14 protein-coding genes are annotated in these 18,546 nt (G+C 46.9%); all 14 read left to right on the top strand.

Annotation, left to right across the window (positions count from 1 at the left end; all coding sequences use genetic code 11):
- The first annotated feature begins 5 nt into the window (after positions 1–5).
- The 14 genes from ORJ00_RS10120 to ORJ00_RS10055 all read left to right on the top strand — a co-directional run bounded on the left by ORJ00_RS10120 (position 6) and on the right by ORJ00_RS10055 (position 18,539).
- A complete protein-coding gene (locus tag ORJ00_RS10120; RefSeq protein ID WP_306139779.1) occupies positions 6–2,006 on the top strand; it encodes a secretin GspD/PilQ domain-containing protein in 2,001 nt (666 codons plus the stop codon).
- 305 nt (positions 2,007–2,311) lie between these two features.
- Positions 2,312–4,261, top strand: a complete 1,950-nt coding sequence (locus ORJ00_RS10115) for a hypothetical protein (RefSeq protein ID WP_306139778.1) — start codon at positions 2,312–2,314, stop codon at positions 4,259–4,261.
- A gap of 156 nt (positions 4,262–4,417) precedes the next feature.
- On the top strand, positions 4,418–5,326 hold the full coding sequence (locus tag ORJ00_RS10110; RefSeq protein ID WP_051220022.1) for a Wzz/FepE/Etk N-terminal domain-containing protein: 909 nt from the start codon (positions 4,418–4,420) through the stop codon (positions 5,324–5,326).
- Positions 5,327–5,338: 12 nt separating this feature from the next.
- Positions 5,339–7,879 carry a glycosyltransferase gene (locus ORJ00_RS10105; RefSeq protein WP_306139777.1) on the top strand — a complete coding sequence of 847 codons (2,541 nt, stop codon included), beginning with the start codon at positions 5,339–5,341 and terminating at the stop codon, positions 7,877–7,879.
- A complete protein-coding gene (locus tag ORJ00_RS10100; RefSeq protein WP_306139776.1) occupies positions 7,872–8,963 on the top strand; it encodes a glycosyltransferase in 1,092 nt (363 codons plus the stop codon). Before ORJ00_RS10105 ends, ORJ00_RS10100 begins: the two co-directional genes overlap by 8 nt.
- Positions 8,963–10,255, top strand: coding sequence for an O-antigen ligase family protein (locus ORJ00_RS10095; RefSeq protein ID WP_306139775.1), 1,293 nt, complete (start codon positions 8,963–8,965; stop codon positions 10,253–10,255). The genes ORJ00_RS10100 and ORJ00_RS10095 overlap by 1 nt, the downstream gene beginning before the upstream one ends.
- Before the next feature lie 19 nt (positions 10,256–10,274).
- Entirely contained in the window at positions 10,275–11,030 is a 756-nt protein-coding gene (locus tag ORJ00_RS10090) for a WecB/TagA/CpsF family glycosyltransferase (RefSeq protein WP_306139774.1), read from the top strand.
- A complete protein-coding gene (locus tag ORJ00_RS10085) occupies positions 11,027–11,992 on the top strand; it encodes an NAD-dependent epimerase/dehydratase family protein (RefSeq protein WP_306139773.1) in 966 nt (321 codons plus the stop codon). Before ORJ00_RS10090 ends, ORJ00_RS10085 begins: the two co-directional genes overlap by 4 nt.
- Before the next feature lie 73 nt (positions 11,993–12,065).
- The gene (locus tag ORJ00_RS10080) at positions 12,066–12,386 is read left to right on the top strand and encodes an RT0821/Lpp0805 family surface protein (RefSeq protein ID WP_306139772.1); all 321 of its coding nucleotides are present in this window, start codon (positions 12,066–12,068) and stop codon (positions 12,384–12,386) included.
- Positions 12,387–12,439: 53 nt separating this feature from the next.
- Positions 12,440–14,200, top strand: a complete 1,761-nt coding sequence (locus tag ORJ00_RS10075) for a polysaccharide biosynthesis/export family protein (RefSeq protein ID WP_306139771.1) — start codon at positions 12,440–12,442, stop codon at positions 14,198–14,200.
- 5 nt (positions 14,201–14,205) lie between these two features.
- Positions 14,206–15,000 carry an ABC transporter permease gene (locus tag ORJ00_RS10070; RefSeq protein WP_306139770.1) on the top strand — a complete coding sequence of 265 codons (795 nt, stop codon included), beginning with the start codon at positions 14,206–14,208 and terminating at the stop codon, positions 14,998–15,000.
- Positions 14,997–15,659 carry an ABC transporter ATP-binding protein gene (locus ORJ00_RS10065; protein ID WP_027672766.1) on the top strand — a complete coding sequence of 221 codons (663 nt, stop codon included), beginning with the start codon at positions 14,997–14,999 and terminating at the stop codon, positions 15,657–15,659. Before ORJ00_RS10070 ends, ORJ00_RS10065 begins: the two co-directional genes overlap by 4 nt.
- Positions 15,656–16,738 (top strand): KpsE/RkpR family capsule polysaccharide export protein, encoded by a 1,083-nt coding sequence (locus tag ORJ00_RS10060; RefSeq protein ID WP_306139769.1) that lies wholly within the window; start codon positions 15,656–15,658, stop codon positions 16,736–16,738. Before ORJ00_RS10065 ends, ORJ00_RS10060 begins: the two co-directional genes overlap by 4 nt.
- The gene (locus ORJ00_RS10055) at positions 16,731–18,539 is read left to right on the top strand and encodes a capsular polysaccharide export protein, LipB/KpsS family (protein WP_306139768.1); all 1,809 of its coding nucleotides are present in this window, start codon (positions 16,731–16,733) and stop codon (positions 18,537–18,539) included. The genes ORJ00_RS10060 and ORJ00_RS10055 overlap by 8 nt, the downstream gene beginning before the upstream one ends.
- Positions 18,540–18,546: the final 7 nt, after the last annotated feature.

Here is an 18,546-nt window from a genome sequence, read left to right as displayed (position 1 = left end):
TATCAATGAATATGTTTACCAAGAAAACCCTGGTGTTAGCCTGCTCAGCCGTGTTGATGGCCGGTTGTGCCAGCACTCCAGATGAGAAAGATAAGCCGCTTAAAGCCTCTGTTGATGTACCTAAGTCCTTTTTACAAAAAGAGACTTCTAAAACAGCTCAAAATCAGTATGAATTTGAAGAAAAAGCGGCAGCAGAGACGGGCACTGAACAAATTCAAAGCATGGCACAGTTAAAAAACGGTAGTCCGTTGCTGCTGGAAGCGCCCAAGTTTGCCTCAGAGCAACCAATGAAAATTGCGGTTAATGAAATGGAGTTACCGCAGCTGGCACACTATGTTTTCGGTGAGCTGTTAAAGCTGGATTATATTCTTTCTGCAGATGTTGAACGCATGCGCGACCGTGTCGCGCTAAATATTCAATCCGACATTACGCCACAACGATTGTATTCACTTACCACTGAGTTATTGGCAAAGCAAAATGTAGAAGTGTATAGCAAAGATAACATTGTCTTTGTTAACAAACAAAGTAACGCCTCAGCGAACCGCTCCGTGGGCATTGGCCGTCGGCTGGCTGATATGCCAGCCATGGGCGACGATATTATTCAGCTGGTGCCTTATACGTTCAACTCCGCCCGCTCTATTATGCAAATTACCAATAAGCTAAGTAAAGCCACTGTGACGCCGGATAACAGCAATAGGCTGTTGTTGGTTGAAGGCAGCCGGGCTGACGTAGAACGTGTATTGCAAGTGGTTGATATGATGGACGTACCGCATGCCCGTGGCCGTGATATCCGCTTAATTACCATGACCTATTTATCACCAGATGAGATGCTGGAAGAAATTAACAAACTAATGGGCGCGGAGGGCATAAATACCACTGAAGACGTATTGTTAGTGCCGCTTGGCCGCTTAAATGCCGTTGTTGTTTACGCGGCTAATCCGACACTGGGTAACCGGGTGTCGATGTGGGCGAAAAAACTGGATGTAGCAACCGGCGGTGAAAACGAGCGTTATTTTGTTTATCGGCCAGATTACGTCAAAGCGGCAGATTTAGCTAAAAGTATCTCTATGTTAGGTTCGGGTGGTGCAGGTGAGAGTTCGTTGCCTGCAGGTGCCCCGACGAGTAGGGGGAGCGGAGCTCAAGACAAAAAATTCAGTATGTCTGCTGATGAAAAACAAAATGCCATTATAGTACACGCCACACCGAGTAAGTTTCAGGAAGTATTGGCATTACTAAAGCAGTTGGATCGCCTACCTGGGCAAATAGCCCTGCAAGTGGTGATTGTTGATGTTACGTTAGAAGAAAACGAAAAGCGCGGCATCGACTGGACATACAATTCAAACGCCAATGCGGCGCGCAGCGCTACTGGCAATCTCACGTCTGGCACTGGGTTAATGGCATTTAACGCTATTAGCGGTGATTGGACGATGAATTTTAATTTGCAAGATTCGCAGAAAAAAACCAATCTGTTGGCGCGACCTTATTTAGTGGTGCGTGATGGCGAAAGTGCTACCATTAACGCTGGCGATCAAATTCCTATTATCACCCAAACCAGCAGTAATGATACCAACCCGGATGTAATTCGAAACCAGGTGCAATATCGCTCAACTGGTATTTCACTATCGGTTACGCCGACAATTAATGCCGATGGCCTGATAAGCCTGGAAATTTCCACAGAGTCGTCTAAAAGTGATGTAAATTCGTTATCTAATATCAGCTCTCCCATTATTACAACTCGCAGTGTTAGCACCAGCATACTAGCAGGTAGTGGCCAAACGGTTGTGTTAGGTGGCTTGATTAATGAAAATATCGACGACAACGAAAATAGTGTACCATTGCTCGGCAAAATCCCATTGCTTAGACATCTCTTCACGTCTAAGTCAAAAGGGAATAATCGGCAAGAATTAATGATCCTAATTACGCCTAGGATTATCAGTGAATCGTCAGAGTTAGATGAGCTGGGAACAAAGCTTTCAGAGATGTTTAGCTTTCCTGTTAATCAATAGGAAATTAATTGTTAACGTTTTTGCTTAATCTTTGAGCAAAAACAGGTATTTAATTTGTTTTTTTTATTGACTCTGTTGTTGCTAGGTCGCTATGATTACGGTCGCTGGTTTTCGGATGGCGACTTTTGCAGGTGGTGAACGCATGCAAGCGCCTACTGTTGTAATAAGTCGCAGAATGTTAACCACACTTGGGGTATGATTGTGTATAGCTAGAAGGCTTATGCAGCATACCCTGGGACACGTGTTCCAATGGAAACTATGAACAGGTTTCCAAAAAAATAATTTGGAGAAATGGAATGAAACTAATGAAAAAAACCCTGGTAAGCGCAGCCATTCTGGCCGGTCTTGCCTCGGCAAACGCGTATGCTGGTACTGAAGCTTGTTTCGAATACTCAAGCTCAGCTGCTGACGTATCTTTAGCTGACCGTTGGTCAACTATCTACACTGGCGCAACGTGTAACTACACTGTTGCTGGTGATGAATCTACTCAGCTGTTCCCATCTCAGCCAGTATTAATTGCGCAGGAAATCACTAAAGACAATACTGTTACGTTAAACGTTCCAGGTTTTGGTATTCCAGGCTCTAGCGTAGTTCAAGTAAACCCTACTGCACTGCGTCACGTGTTCTTTGTTCCAACAACTAACATTCCTGGTGGTTCACGTTTTGAAGTTGAATTGACTTCAAACGCAAACGGTGTTTCTTTTGAAGACAACCAGCTGTATTTCGTATTGTTAAAAGCCAACCTGGCAACTGACGGTACTACAGTAACTAGCTATTCACTTACTAACGTTGCATCTACCGATGGCGCGGTTAACGGTGAAACTCAGTTAACGTTCGTTGTTGATGCTACTACAAGCATCAGTGCTGGTAGCCGTCTGTTAGTAACTAACAGATCAATCAACCCGCAATCTTTCACTACGTTGCAAGAAGCTGCTGATTTCCTGAACACTTTCACTAAAGCGTCTGGTGGTCTGAATATCGCTCTGCAAGATAACGACAACTGTAATGTTCCAGTAGTGAGCATTGCTGTTACTTCAGCTGAAACAGATGCTGGCCGTGATATCGAAGGTGGTGTTACTTCTACTCCACGTATGTTGATTGAATCTGTAGAACAGTTCACTGGTCTGCACAACACTATGTCTACTGGCGTTAACGCGTATTCACTGGTTGGTGAAAACGGCGTTCCAGCTCGTGGTACAGTTGATTCACTTGACCCATCACGTCTGACTGAGTTCGACTTGAATGTTGCTGGTGATTACGTGCGTATGCACGGTGTTGACGAAGTTCACTACAACAAAATCTTCCGTAACCGTCGCGACGTATTGCTGCCAGGCGAGCAAGATCTTGATGTTTTCGTAAACATTCAAGCAACTGACCGTCTGTTACTGGATCCAGTAGCGTCTAAAGACATCAAAGCAGCTCGTTTCTTAGTACGTGACCGTGCTCTGCAAGGTTCTGTAACTGCTGACTTGAACTGGGAAGATACGGCTTACTGTTTCACTACTACTAGCCGTGCTACACCAACTTCTACTGGTACTTGTATTGCTACTTGGAGCCATTTAGATCTGGCACCAACTTCAGTATTCTCTTACTACCTGGACGATTTCTTCATCAACGCTGGTGGTCTGAAGACTCACACGTTCTCAGTAGCTGAAGACGAAAATGGTACTGATCCGGTAACTTATGATGCAGACCGTATCATGGGTTATTCTTACGACATCGCTATGGACTGGGGTATCGAGTTTACTGATGCTGGTCTGAAAGACAAGAGCTTAGCTCGTACGTGTTCAGTAACTGTTCCTTCACACAACATCACTGTGAACGGTACACAGCTGAAAGTGCCTTATGTGTTTGACACTAACGCACAATGGGTACGTATTGCTAACGAACACGCAGAAACTGCAGAAGTTTACTTCGACATCTTCGGTGAAGAAGGTTCAAACGCTGTACAAACTGAGAACGTGTTCTTAGGTACTATCCCAGCTAACTCAGCTAAAGTGTTCCTGGCTAGCGATGTTATCGAAATCGCTCGTGCAGATGGTTACGACCATACACAAGCTCCAGGTGCTACCACTAACCGTGGTTCACAAGTTAACGGTCGTCATACTGTGACGTTCCTGGTTACTGCACCAAGTGACAAAGTTCACGGTGTATCTGTTCAGAAGATCCCAGGCGGTGTTGACCGTGTGATCCCTGTACTGCGTAACCATGACGAGACTAAGCCAGCTGATCGCGCAGCGATTTGGCAGCAGTAATCTCAATTGACTAAATAGTCAGGTAAAAACCCCCGCTCTGCGGGGGTTTTTTTATTGGCAAGCACACCAAGCCTTGCTAGCATAGCCGGCTTTGTAACATCATCGTTTGATAAAGTAACTTATGCCGCTGACTAGCAGCGAGGGGTAGCTGTTTTCATGAATATTCACTCCAACCATCAATATGAACTTAACTTAGCTGATATTTGGCAAATACTGTGGCGCGCCAAATGGATTTTAATTGGTGTGGCGCTGGTTACGGCCGTCATGTCTGTGGTGTTTGTGCGCCAATTGCCCAACGTTTACGAAGGTAAAGCGGTGCTGGCTGTAGTGAGTAAAGGTGGCTCGGGTTCATTGGCTCGATTAAGTGGCCAGCTTGGTGGTATTGCCTCCTTGGCGGGCATTAACTTATCAGATAACGGCGGCGATCAATCCAAGCTGGCTTTGGAAATTGCGAAATCACGTGATTTTATCAGCCGTATGATTAACGAACAAAATATGCTGGTACCGTTAATGGCTGCCGAAAACTGGGATCCACAAAGTGATACCTTAAGTTACGACACCAGCAAGTACCAAGATGGAAAATGGGTACGCGAGGTAAAGTATCCTTTTACCACTGAACCCTCCATGCAAGAAGCTTTAAAAGCATTTAACGATATTTTTCACCTGCATCACTCAAAAGAATACGGCACCGTGACTTTAACATTCCAACATTATTCGGCAACGCTTGCGGCACAATGGGCCAATGCGTTTGGTCGTATGTTGGATAATGAAATGAAACAACGCGACATCCGTGAAGCACAGCACAGTTTACAGTACTTGCAACGCCAGTTAGAGACGACGGAACTGGAAGCACTGCGCCAGGCACTGTACCAGCTGATAGAAGAGCAAAGTAAAACACTCATGCTGGCAGAGGTCTCGGATGAATATGTGTTTAAGCTAATCGATCCGGCAGTTCGCGAACAGTTGCCAGCATCCCCTAAGCGTGCGTTTATTGTCGTGTTATCCATATTATTAACTCAATTACTTACGTGTTTTGTTATTTTGCTGGTTCGGCTTAGGAAGTAGCGGACCTATTTAATGGCACTTAAAAAAAATATAATCGCCAACTACTTAGGTACTGGCTACAACCTGCTAATTGGCATTGTTATTTTGCCTTTGTACCTTGGGTACATGGGCGCAGAAGCTTATGGTTTAGTTGGCTTTTTTACATTGATGCAAGTTTGGCTGAATATTCTCGATTTAGGCTTAAGTCAGACACTAAACCGGCAAGCTGCTGCAGCCTCCGCAACACCAAGTGGCTATGCCCATTTTATGTCGGTGTTAAAAAGCTTTGAGCTCATATTCTTCGGACTGGCGTTAATCACCGTTGCGGTGGTATTTTCCGGTAGTGCATGGATGGCCGAACATTGGTTTGAGGCCAAGGTGTTAAGCAGCGACGATATTTGTAATGCTTTGCAGTTAATGGGCATTATTATCGCACTGCGCTGGCAAACCGCATTATATCGCAGCGGCATTTTGGGTTTTGAATACCATGTTTGGAACAATCTGGTCTCTGTTGGTTATGCCAGTTTTCGTTTTATCGGTTCTTTGCTGTTAGTCGTTTTTGTTAGCAATGACATACTGCATTTCTTTTATTATCAACTGTTATTGGCAGTATTAGAATTTATTGTCTTACGCCTAAAGCTTTATGCCATTTTGCCGGGTAATTTAGACAGACGTTGGCGCTTCGACTTGCTGGCTGTTCGAAAAGTAGCACCCTTTGCACTGGGTGTTGCCTATAGCGCTGCGCTATGGGTAGCCGTTACGCAACTCGATAAGCTAATGTTGTCTACATTACTGCCGTTACAGCAATTCGGCTATTTCTCATTAGTAACGGTTATTTGCAGTGGTTTGTTGCACATTACCTATCCGGTAAGTGTTGCTATTCAACCTCGCCTAACCGCCTTAGTGTCGCAGGGTAAAATAGCGGAAATGCACTTGTTATACCGCCGAGCTACACGCTTTGTTGCTGTAATGAGTGGTGCTGTCGTCGTCGTAATGGTGGTGTACGCTGAGCCACTTTTGTTTGCCTGGACCGGAGACAAAGCTGCCGCGGCCTGGGGGGCACCAGTGTTAGTGTGGTTTGCACTGGGTAATGCCATGCTCACCTTAGGTACTTTCCAGTACTTTTTGCAGTTTGCTTTCGGTAGCATGCGTTTGCACGTTGTGGGGTCTACCATTGCCGCCGTGCTACAAGTGCCAATTATTTTTTACGCCGCCGTAAACTACGGTGCTGTTGGTGCTGGTTTGGCATGGTTTGGCTTTCGTGGTTTGTTTTTTATGGTGTGGCCACCCATAGTGCATCATCGCTTTGCTCCTGGTTTACACTTGCGCTGGTTACTGACTGACGTACTCCCTGCTATTTTAAGCACAGCAGCGTTAATTTTACTGTTGCAGAAATGGTGGCCAGTGGCGATGGATAACAGTCGCTTCAACCTTATTCTACATATTGCCTTCATATCGTTAGTCACACTGATATTAATGCTGACAATAGGTTTTATTAGTGAATATTGGCGTAAAACAGGCCGGTTGCCGGCAATGCCCTCCGGTGTGCCGACAGAAGCTGAAATAGTATCGCAGTGGTCTGATCAAGAGCCTACCGTAAGCATATGCTGTATTACGTATAATCAGGCCAGTTATATTCAGCAGACATTAGACGGGTTTTTACGGCAGAAAACGGGTTTTGCCTTTGAAATATTGGTACATGACGATGCCTCAACTGATGGTACCAGCGATATTATACGACAATATGCCGCGCGTTACCCAAGCCTGATAAAAGCTGTTTTACAAACGGACAATCAGTTTAGTCAGGGTAAACAAGTATCGCTTAATTTTGTCTGGCCTTTGGCGAAAGGGCGTTATATTGCATTTTGCGAAGGTGACGACTTCTGGTTTAACGAAAATAAACTATCCCGGCAAGTGACGGCATTAGACAACGCATCCGATGCGGATATTTGTTTTCATCCAAGTATTGACTTATTTCCGGATGATACTCAACAGCGAGCTTGTTATTTAGGCAGTAAAGCCATTAGGGTAAGCTATGCAGATGTTATTCGCGGTGGCGGCGGCTATATGCCAACGGCGTCGATACTAATACGTTCAGCCGTGTTAAAGCACTTACCTAATTGGTTTTCATCGGCGCCCGTAGGTGATTATTATTTGCAGATGCTGGGTGCTCAAAAAGGGGGAGCGGTATATTTGCCCCACGCAATGTGTTGTTACCGGCGTAAAGCAGAGAACTCCTGGACGTTGTCGACCAAAGGCTGGACACAACAACATGTGGTGAAGGTAGCACAGGCCCATATTCATGTCTTATCGCAGCTATGTTTGACCAGCGCGACAAACCACGCCGCAGATTTTGACTATGCTAAATCGCGAGAGTTGATGCTCGCGGCCATTATGGCAGTAAGATCATCCCATTTTTCTACAGCGAAAACGCTGATTGAGCAAAGTTGGCAATGTTACCGTTTTGCCGGTTGGCGTCAGCCGGTACTATATCTGGCAAGGCACAATCTTAACTTGCTGTTAAAAGCAAAAACCTTATTTAATGTACCTAAGCCAGAGGTAGCTGATGAGTGACGGTGCAATTACACAGCTGCTGGTTGTGATGGAAAGCTTTGTAATGGGCGGTGTAGAGCGGGTTACGCTGCGCTTGCTGCAAGCATTGCAGCAAGCGCATCCTGAACTCAATATTACCGTTGCAGTACAGCACAATAGCGGCGCTTTGGCGTCAGAGTTCAATCAAACGTTACAAATAACCGAGTTGCCCTCTGGTAGCTTTGCACAAGGCAAGGCAATACGTCAGTTAGCACTTACATTACATAGCCAGCTAGTGTTGTTTACTAAAGGGGGATTATCGCGCTATCAGCTATTTTTACCACGTGGTGTACGAAGCGTTGTGGTGCAGCATGTGCCATTGGCGCTGCCAGGCTTGTCGGCTGGCAAAAATGCATTGCGACGCCTGATTGCGGCGGTATGCTATCGACTGGTGGACAAAGTGGTCACGGTGTCTGACGGATTAAATCAGGATGTTTGCAACGCACTAAGGCTAGTGCCCACTAAAGTTAAAACAATATATAACCCGGTGCTTACAAGCAGCGTCAATGCGCTTGCTCGTCAAGAGCTGCCTGCGTCTATGTTGCCGTTACCGTCTTATTTTCTTTGTGTCGGCCGGTTAGATTATCAAAAAGGCTACGATATGTTGCTGCAAATCTGGCGGCAGCCTCAATTGCAACAGCAGCAGGTTTTTATTATTGGCGATGGCCCGCTGAGTAACACCTTATCTGAACAAATCGCTCAGCTAGGTTTGTCAGAGCGGGTGCATTTGCTAGGGGCCGACAATAACCCTTACCGCTATATGCAGCATGCTAAGGCGTTGTTATTGCCTTCTCGTTTTGAAGGTTTACCCACAGTACTGGTTGAAGCGGCTGCACTGGGCACGCAGCTGGTTGCTTTTGATTGTCCACATGGGCCAAAAGAACTGCTTAATGGAGGCAGCAACGGCTATCTTGTCGCACCAGGTGATATTACCGGTTTTGCTTCAGCGGTAGCGGCAATTGCGCAGGGGCAGGATAAACCGCTACCAGACGTTAGCGCATTTTTCGCCGAAGCTGCCGCCAGCAACTACTATCAGCTGTTTACTCAGCTCTGTGGCGGTCGTTAATGATGCAGCGCATAAATGTGTTTCGTTCAGCACTAATGCCGGTATCGTTAATTTTACTGTTTTTGTGTTATTGGCCTACTTACATTGTGCCAGGCTTACCTGTTGATGCTTTGCAAAAAGCGCACTATGTGATGGTGGCGTTGTTTGCCGTTTTAATTGGCTGGTTAAATGGCGCCCGGTTAGTGATGCCCAAACTGGCGTTACTTTATCTTTTACCGTTAGCGGTTTATTTGCTGGTTTTCCCACAAATCCTCGCGGTTACCACGTTTTTCCATGTTGGTTTAATCCTAAAAGTATTCACCTTTAGCTTATTTATTGTGGCGTTGTATTCTGTGTTGCGTAAAAGCTTTAACGTTGACAACACGCCAAGCCTGACACGTTTATTTTACTTAATCTTATTGCTGCAGCTAATGTTTGTTGCCCTGCAGCTGGTGTTTGGTGATACCACTTGGTTAGGCTGGTGGAACCATAAAGAGGTCGTGACACCTTGGGGTAAAAGGGCGCCTGGTACTTTCGACTGGGTCTATTCAACGTGTTATTTTTTAACGTTCTTTATTCCAATGTTATTGCTTAACAGTGTCCGGTCCCGGTATAAATTTTTTAACGCCATACTGCTGGGCGCCGTAATGATTGTCATTTTGCTATCACAGTCTAAAACCGGTTATCTGGCAACGGTATTGGTGTTTTTATATCTGCTCATTTTTATGTGGTTTAGTGGCGCTGTGGGCGCAGGCAGAATTGCACTTTTGTACCTGTTAATGGCAGTGTTTTTGCTTCTGGTTCTGTTATATTCTGGCATCGAATTAGAGTACATCAGTAATTTTATTGATATGGTTACCCGAGGCAGTACCGATGGGTCAACCTATACCCGGTTATATCAAACCAAGTTGGCGGTTGGTGAGGGCTTAGCCTACTGGTTTCGTGGCTCGCCAGACGTACTGCGCGGTGTTGTAATAGAAAATGCGTATTTGGATTATTTATTTCGCTATGGTATTTGGGGACTAGTTCAATATTTACTGTTTATTGGTCTGCTGGTGTTATTAAGTGGCATGGTCGCGTATCGTGCTGTACAGCAAAGTAATGCTAAGTTAATACCAGCACAAACCGCAGTGATTGCATTATGTTGTCATATTTCTATGGTGGCTTTAGCCTTTTATTCGCTTAGTGCAGCGACGGCTGATGCATATAAATCGTCAATGTGGACTTGTTTTGTTTTTACCTTGACGATTTTTGTTTATCATTACGCACTAAAATCTGTGCAGCCGGTTTCTGGGCAGAATACATGTGGTTAACTAACGGGCGTTTTACGCAATGAATTTCACTAATCTGCAATTGCTGGAACAGCGCATTTGCACTAAAGAGCACTTTATTGCGCTAATGCAGCAAAGCACGGAGCCGGTGACCACCAGCTTTGTTAACCCGTTTTCGGCGAAAGTGTTAACGCAACAGCCAGAGCTAATTCAAAGTATCGATCATTTTTATGTCGATGGTGGCTTGTACGTAAAGTTGTATAACCTGTTTAACCGCAAAAAGCCGAAGCTAAATCGTTGCAGTTTCGATTTCTCTTCTGTTGCCACCGACTTTTTTAACTATTGCCAAAGTACCGGGATCAAAATAGCCCTGGTCGGCGCTAAAGATAGCGAAATCGATGCAGCCATCAATAATATACAGCAGCGTTACCCCAAGCTAAATATTGCTTATTCACGCCACGGCTATTTTAACGACGAACAACAGCGGCAACAGTGTTTTGCTGATATTACCGCTAGCGGTGCTACTGCGCTTATTTGTGGTATGGGAACGCCGCATCAGGAGAAGTTTATTCTCGCCGCGCGCCAGGCTTGCCCCACATTGCGCTTTTTAACTACTTGCGGCGGGTTTCTAACCCAGTCTGCGCTGGATATAGATTACTGGCATCCGGTAATGAATCGCCTGGGCCTGCGCTGGTTACAGCGCGCAGTGCAGCACAGCCACGTGCGGGATCGTATTTTACGCGACTACCCCTTGTTTATCTGGCATTACTTAATCTACGCGCTCAGGCATCGAAACAAACAAAGGCCATCGGCATGACAATGTATCCGGCAGCGGTGCTGCTTACCGGGGCCACAGGTTTGGTAGGCTCGGCATTACTTGCGCAGCTAAACGGTCATTGCCGTGTATTTAGCTTAGGTCGCAGTAAACCTGCATTATGTGAAGCGCATGCCACAGCTGCCTTTGGTGATAATACAGACTGGCTAGCGTCAGCTCAGCCCTTGTTAGCCCAAACCGATGCCATAGTGCATTGCGCAGCAAAAGTGCATGTTATGCATGATACCGCCACCGACCCGCTGGCAGCGTATTGTGCAGTTAATACTGACGCTACGCTGTTACTGGCGCAAGCCGCAGCTAAGGCGGGTGTAAAACGTTTTGTTTTTATTAGCACCATCAAAGTGAATGGCGAATATACCGAATCGGACCGGCCGTTTACCGCCAGCGATAGTGTAGCGCCAACCGATCCCTATGCCTTATCAAAATGGCGTGCAGAGCAGTCGTTACTGCTACTGGGCCAACAAACCGGTATGGAAATTGTCATTATTCGTCCGCCTATGGTTTACGGCGTTGGCGTTAAAGCGAATTTTCTGGCGTTATGTAATGCAGTACGCCGTGGCTTGCCAATGCCGTTTGCTGGCATTAACAACAAACGTAGCATGGTGTCGGTTGCCAATCTTACCAGCCTCATCATATGTTGTTTAACCCACCCGGCAGCACCGGGGCGGGTATGGCTGGCCAGTGATGGTGCAGATTTGTCAAGTGCCGAACTGGTTAGGCTAATGGCGCAAGCCATGAATGTACCCGCACGGGTATGGTGGGTGCCTACGTGGCTTATGCACGCGGCGGCCACCGTGTTGGGTAAGGGCGAGCAATATCGACGTATAGCGGGTAGTTTACAGCTTGATATTAATGACACCTGTCAGCAACTGGGCTGGCAACCACAACAAACACCACAGCAGGCGTTGCAGCAATTGCTGAAAAAGCCAGCATCTGGTGGCTGAAAGCAAATAGGTGTTTGGTAAAGTTTTTTACTGATGTTACATTATTAAGAATTTATAAAGGATGATAAACGCGATGAAGTGTTCTTTACTTACTGCCGTTTCAGCCGCCATATTATTGGCCGCGTGCAGCCAAACCGCTGTGCCGGGGCGAATTATAGCCCCTCAGGATGTTGTAAGCTACGACGCGTTAAATTTGTTAACCCCTTTAAGACCCGGCCAAAGTACCCGGTTACCTTCGTCGCCCTGGGGCAATAATATCTACGTTGTTTTACTGCAAAAATACCGTGCAGCCACAGGCTTTGACTGTATGCGGCTAAAGCTTGATAGCCAAACAGCCTTGGCGTGCCAAACGCCAGACAACCTGTGGGTGGCTGAGCCCACATACATTCAGTAAGCTCCCTTACGGTCGCAGGCAAGTAAACTTCAGTTTTCAGGAATGGCATAAATATGTGTGCAGCAAAAAATACAGTGTTCAAACGTGGCACAGCAATGTTTGTTACCTTAGCCGCGGCGTTACTGGTAACGCATAGCGTAATAGCGCAAAGTTTTGCTGATTTACCCAGTAATCAGCGTGCTGCAGCGTTGCAATCAAGCCAGGTACAGCAGCTATTAAACGATAATCAAAATAGCACGCCAACACTGGCAACACCGCAGCAAAATACCAACTGGCAGGTAGGCCGCTATGGCCCGGTACAACCTGGCGCAGCGGATCAAAGTGAGGCGGGTAGCATGTTGCCCTTTGGCGCCGATTTATTCAGCGGCGGCTTTCGTGGCTTACGCTCAGATGGCTTAAACCCAGATTATAAAGTGTTACCTGGCGACCAAATTACGCTACGTATTTGGGGCGCGGTAGAAGTTGACCGTGTGCTGCCGGTAGACGCGCAGGGCAATATTTTTATTCCCGCTGTAGGGCCGGTTAAAGTGATGGGCACCAGCCACCAGCAGCTTGATAATCTGGTGCGTAATGCAGTGCGTCAGGTTTATCCAGACAACGTACAGGTATATACCAACTTACAAGGTGTGCAACCTATAGCGGTATTTGTTACTGGCTATGTGCGCTTGCCAGGCCGTTATGCTGGTGTGCCCGCTGATTCTGCCTTATTTTTCCTTGATCAGGCCGGTGGTATCGACAATACGCTAGGCAGCTACCGTCAAATTAAACATATTCGTGATGGCGAGATTGTACAAACCCTCGATTTATACCAGTTTCTGTTGCACGGACAATTGGCCCATTCACAATTTAAAAATGGCGATACCTTATTGGTAGAACAGCGTGGCGACGTAGTGCAGGTAAGCGGTGATGTAGCCCGCAGTTATCAGTACGAGTTAATTGCCACTGAAACAGCTACCGACTTAGTGAACCGGGTGCAGTTAAAACCAGGTGTAACCCATGTGCTGCATCGTGGTATTAATGCAACAACCCCGTATTCAGATTACCTGCAACTGCAAAACTTTGCCGCTGTAAGTCTTGCCAATGGTGACGAGCTGGTATTTAGCGTTGACCAGCAAATTAGCAACATAGTGGTGCAGGTAGAAGGCAGCTTTTTAGGCCAGTCGCGCTTTATTGTGCCGCGCCATGCCAGCTTACAACAAGTACTTAACAATATTGCTATTGACCCGGCTATTGCCGACATTAGCAATATTTCGTTACGCCGGGTCAGCATTGCTGAACGGCAACGTGCATCCTTATTAGAGTCGTTACGCCGCTTGGAAACCACTTATTTAGGTGCACCATCGTCTACCGTGGAAGAGTCAGCTATTCGGGTGCGTGAAGCCGAGCTTATTAGCCAATTTGTACAAAAAGCGCGTCAGGTGCAGCCTAATGGCCGCTTAGTAGTCGCCGACGATAACGGCGTGGCCGATATTCGTATGCAAGATGGTGATGTTATCACCATACCTGAGCTTAGTGACGCCGTGCTGGTAAGCGGCGAGGTATTTGTGCCGCAGTCAGTGGTGTTTAATGCCAATAAGTCACTCAGTGATTACATTGCGGCAGCAGGCGGTTATAGCCAACATGCTGATAAAGGCCGAATTTTAGTAGTGCGGCCCAATGGTGAAATTCGCCTGGCCGATGATGTAGAAATTCGCTCTGGTGATGAAATTCTTATTTTGCCTAAAGTCAGCAGCAAAAATCTGGAGCTTGCCTCGTCTATCAGTCAGATCCTGTATCAGATTGCGGTGGCAACCAAAGTTGCACTGGATCTATAACAGCGATGACCATAGAGGTTAACCGCAGTTCGTGGCAGGTTACGCTTGATGTGTGGCGTGCCATGTTCTTACGCGAAATTGTCTCACGTATCTCTGCCGACCGGCTTGGCTGGGTGTGGCTATTAATTGAACCTGTGCTGCACATTGTGTTGTTTGTTGCCATACGCCAATTAATGGGCCGGGTACGCTTTATTCCGGGCGCCGAGTTTGTACCCTGGTTTGTGGTGGGCATGATGGGCTTTTTCTTGTTTCGCCAGGCAATTACCCGCTCTATGGGTGCTATCAATGGTAATAAAGCCTTATTTGCTTATAGACAGGTACAACCGCTGGACGCCGTCTTAGTACGCTGTTTTATAGAAGGCATATTAAAAACCTTAGTGTTGATGTTAATCGTAGGTGGTGCCACTTTATTAGAGCACCATATCCTACCGCACGATTTACTCGGCGTTATTTTAATCTGGGGCTTTATTTGGCTGTTGGGCACATCAATAGGCATAGTGCTTTCTGTGTTAAATACCATCTTGCCTGAAACTGAAAAAATAGTTGGTCTTATTATGCTGCCGCTGTATTTCTTGTCTGGCGTAATGATGCCGCTACAGTTTTTACCGCACGCACTGCATCCTTATTTACTACTTAACCCCATTACGCACGGTATTGAGTCGTTGCGGCATCAGTTTTTTGAACACTACCAAACCATTGCTGGCATAGACCTGATGTACATGGGGCAGTGGACCTTGTGCTGCTTTTTTCTAGGCTTGTTACTGCACTTGCGTTATCGCATCAGGTTAATTGCAAAATGATCGAAGTAGCCAATATATATAAACGCTACCATGGTTTGCACGGTGGCGACTGGGTGTTAAAAGATGTCAGTTTTAGCATACCACCCGCAACCAGTGTGGGCGTGCTTGGCCGTAATGGTGCCGGTAAATCAACCCTATTAAGAATGCTGGCCGGCATGGACAGCCCTGACAAAGGCACTATACAGCGTAACTGCCGTGTGTCCTGGCCTATTGGTTTGGGTGGCGGTTTTCAAAGCAATATGACCGGCCGGCAAAACGTTAAGTTTGTTGCCCGGGTTAACGGTGGCGAATCTGATATGGAGCGCATTATTGCCTTCGTACAAGATTTTGCCGAAATTGGCCGGGCCTTTGACCAGCCGCTGGCAACCTATTCCAGTGGCATGAAAAGCCGCTTAGCATTTGGCTTGTCACTGGCATTTGAGTTTGATGTGTATTTGTCAGATGAAGCCACCAGTGTTGGCGACGCCGCCTTTAGGGATAAAGCCACTGAAGCGTTTCGTAGCCGCATGGGTAAAAGCAGCATCGTGATGGTGTCACACAGCACCGGAATATTACAGGATCTATGTCAGGCGGGTTTATGGCTACACCAGGGCAAGGCATATTGGTTTGACGCATTAGACGATGCCATAACGGCGTATCACAAGAGTATTGGTAAATGAAACAACAACTAAAAGCAAAAGCACATTGGTTAGTTGCGGCAGCAGCTTGCGTTCTGGCGGTATTTTATTGGGGCGCTCTGGCTACCGACCGTTATATTTCTGAAGCCAATATCGTGTTGGAATCGCCTGAGCTAGCACCAAGCTCATTTAATTTCTCCTCATTATTGTCGGGTACCGGTGGTTCAGCGGATCTGTTGTTGTTAAAAGATCACTTGCTGTCAGTAGATATGCTGAAAAATCTGGAAGCAAAATTACAATTACGCCAGCATTACAGCCAGCCAAGTATCGACTGGTTAAGCCGTTTAGACAGCGATGCACCCATTGAGCACTTTCACGACTATTATAAAAAGCGTATTTATGTCGCCTTCGACGATTACGCTGGCTTACTCCGTATTCGCGTTGCTGCATTTTCACCCGAGATGGCAAAAGCCATTGCCGATGCGTTGTTAGAGCAGGGCGAAGCGCATATGAACGACATGGGGCGTCGTTTAGCCGAAGAGCAAGTGCGGTTTATTGAAGGCCAGGTGAGCATTTTAAACCAGCGCTTAATGCAAGCGCGCGAAGAGCTGTTATCGTATCAAAACCAGTATGGCTTAGTGTCGCCAACGGCGGCAGTACAAAGTATTGCCACCATAGTGGCACAACTTGAAGGGCAGTTAGCCTTAACTGAAGCGCAGCGTAAAGCTGCTCTGAGTTATCAAAGTTCGGCCTCACCAGAATTAAAACGGCTTAACGCCGAAATTTCGGCATTAAAACAACAAATAATATTAGAACAAAACCGCTTAGCCGCAGACGACGGTCAGGCGCTAAACCGCGTGTCAGCTGAGTACGAAACCATATCACTACGGGCTAAATTTGCCCTAGAGCTATATTCAAACACCTTAATTGCGCTGGAGAACACCCGTATCGAAGCCTCGCGCAAATTAAAACAGGTGTCGGTGCTGCAATACCCCACCACGCCAGAATACGCGGTTGAGCCAAAAAGGTTAAAAAACAGCATTGTATTTATTGTTATGACGCTGTTATTTGCCGGTATTGTTCATCTGTTGCTGTTAATCATCAGAGATCACCGTGACTAAGCAGCACACCGCTGCGGGTGAAACGCCTTTTTTCACCAGCTTACCGTCAACCGTATTACAGTGTTTAACGGCAACTGGTGTTTTGCCTGTGCTAAAGCACAGGCTTACCCCTGCGTTACGGACTGAACTGTACCACCCCATCAATAACCAGCATCACCAGCAAGCTCGCGAGCTAATAACGCAATGGCAACAGCAAAACTTGTCCGCCATGCCGGGGCACCCTGCATCCTGGCCACAGCATGACGATAACGAGCGATTTTCATTAATATTGCTGCATCAGCAAAGTGAGCGTGAGCTGCATCAGCTTATTGTGCTGGCAATAGGCACTGGTGCAGGGGATTGGGATGACGGTAGTGACAAATTTAGCCAACAACTGGTGGTTTACAGCGCTAAACCATTAAGCAAGCTGGCGCAGTATCGGGTTAAGCGTAAATGGCCGTTGTTACAATTGCACTTTGTGTTTAGTGGCCACCCTGGCTACTTATTACGTCAGGCTGATAATATTGTCAGCGATGGAGGCTGGTTTACCCTTGAAGCCATTCTTGCCGGGCGTAATGTACAGCAAAGCCACGGCTCGGTGTTTACCGCGCTTTGCAACAGTAGCGGCGACGAACGTCAGGCCCTGTTAGAGCGTTTAGTGCACCAATTATGGCAAGTACATGCTGATATTCTGTTACCCGAAACGGCAAGTGCTGCAGTAAATGGCAAGCCGGCTGTTGCGGCAACTATAGCAGAGTTATTCAATTGGTTAGCATTGCAACAACAGCAACTTAGCCGGCTTCCGCCCACCTTTTATGTACACCGTATGGCACGTTTGTGGCGCCCGGTGTTACGGCGCTTTGCGCCTTACAGCAAAGTTCATTTTGTTCGCCACGCCCGGCAAATTCCTGCAGGCAGCCATGTGTTGTTATGGGGGCGGCGCGAGCTGGATAGCCCAGCTCCGGCAGATCTAAACATTATTCGTATTGAAGACGGTTTTATTCGCTCCGTTGGCCTGGGCGCACAGTTTGTCACACCGGTATCCTGGGTGTTTGATCATCAGGGCATTTATTTTGACAGCACGGCCGAAAGTGAATTAGAGCAGCTGTGTAATCAGGCTACGTTCAGCGACACCTTGCTAAAACGTGCAGAAGCCTTGCAGCACGCTATCGTCGCGGCAAATATTACCAAATATAATACCGGCCAGGGTAGTTGGCAGCGGCCGGCGGGTAGGCGGGTAGTGTTAGTGCCGGGGCAGGTTGAGTCTGATGCATCAATTCGCTTTGGTGCGGCAGATATCCGGCATAATTTGGCACTGCTTAAAGCCGTGCGGGCTAACTGCCCAGATGCTTATCTGTTGTACAAGCCGCACCCGGACGTCGTGGTTAAAGCGCGGGCGCAAGGTGATGGTGAGCAATTAGCCGGGCAATATTGCGACGAAATAATAAGTAATGTGGGTATGGCGCAGTTACTTAGCCAGGTAGATGAAGTACATGTGCTTACCTCATTAACCGGGTTTGAGGCGTTATTACGCGGTATACCAGTGTATTGTTATGGTCGGCCATTTTATGCGGGCTGGGGCTTAACGCAAGATCAGGTATCGCAACTGCGGCGAGAACGTACGCTTACCCTGGCGCAATTAGTTGCCGCGGCACTGATCTTATATCCGGTGTATATCTCTACGCTAACGGGCTGTTATACTTCACCGGAAAATATTTTGAACGAGTTAGCATTATTGCGTACTAAGCGGCAATTCAGCCTGGCTGACTTAAAACGGCGCATAATGCGTACCGCAGTAAATCTGTTGGTTAAACCCACTTAAGCGAAGG

Origin of the sequence: Rheinheimera baltica (assembly GCF_030731985.1) — a bacterium.
Classification (GTDB): domain Bacteria; phylum Pseudomonadota; class Gammaproteobacteria; order Enterobacterales; family Alteromonadaceae; genus Alishewanella; species Alishewanella baltica.
This window is presented reverse-complemented; position numbering and strand designations above follow the sequence as displayed.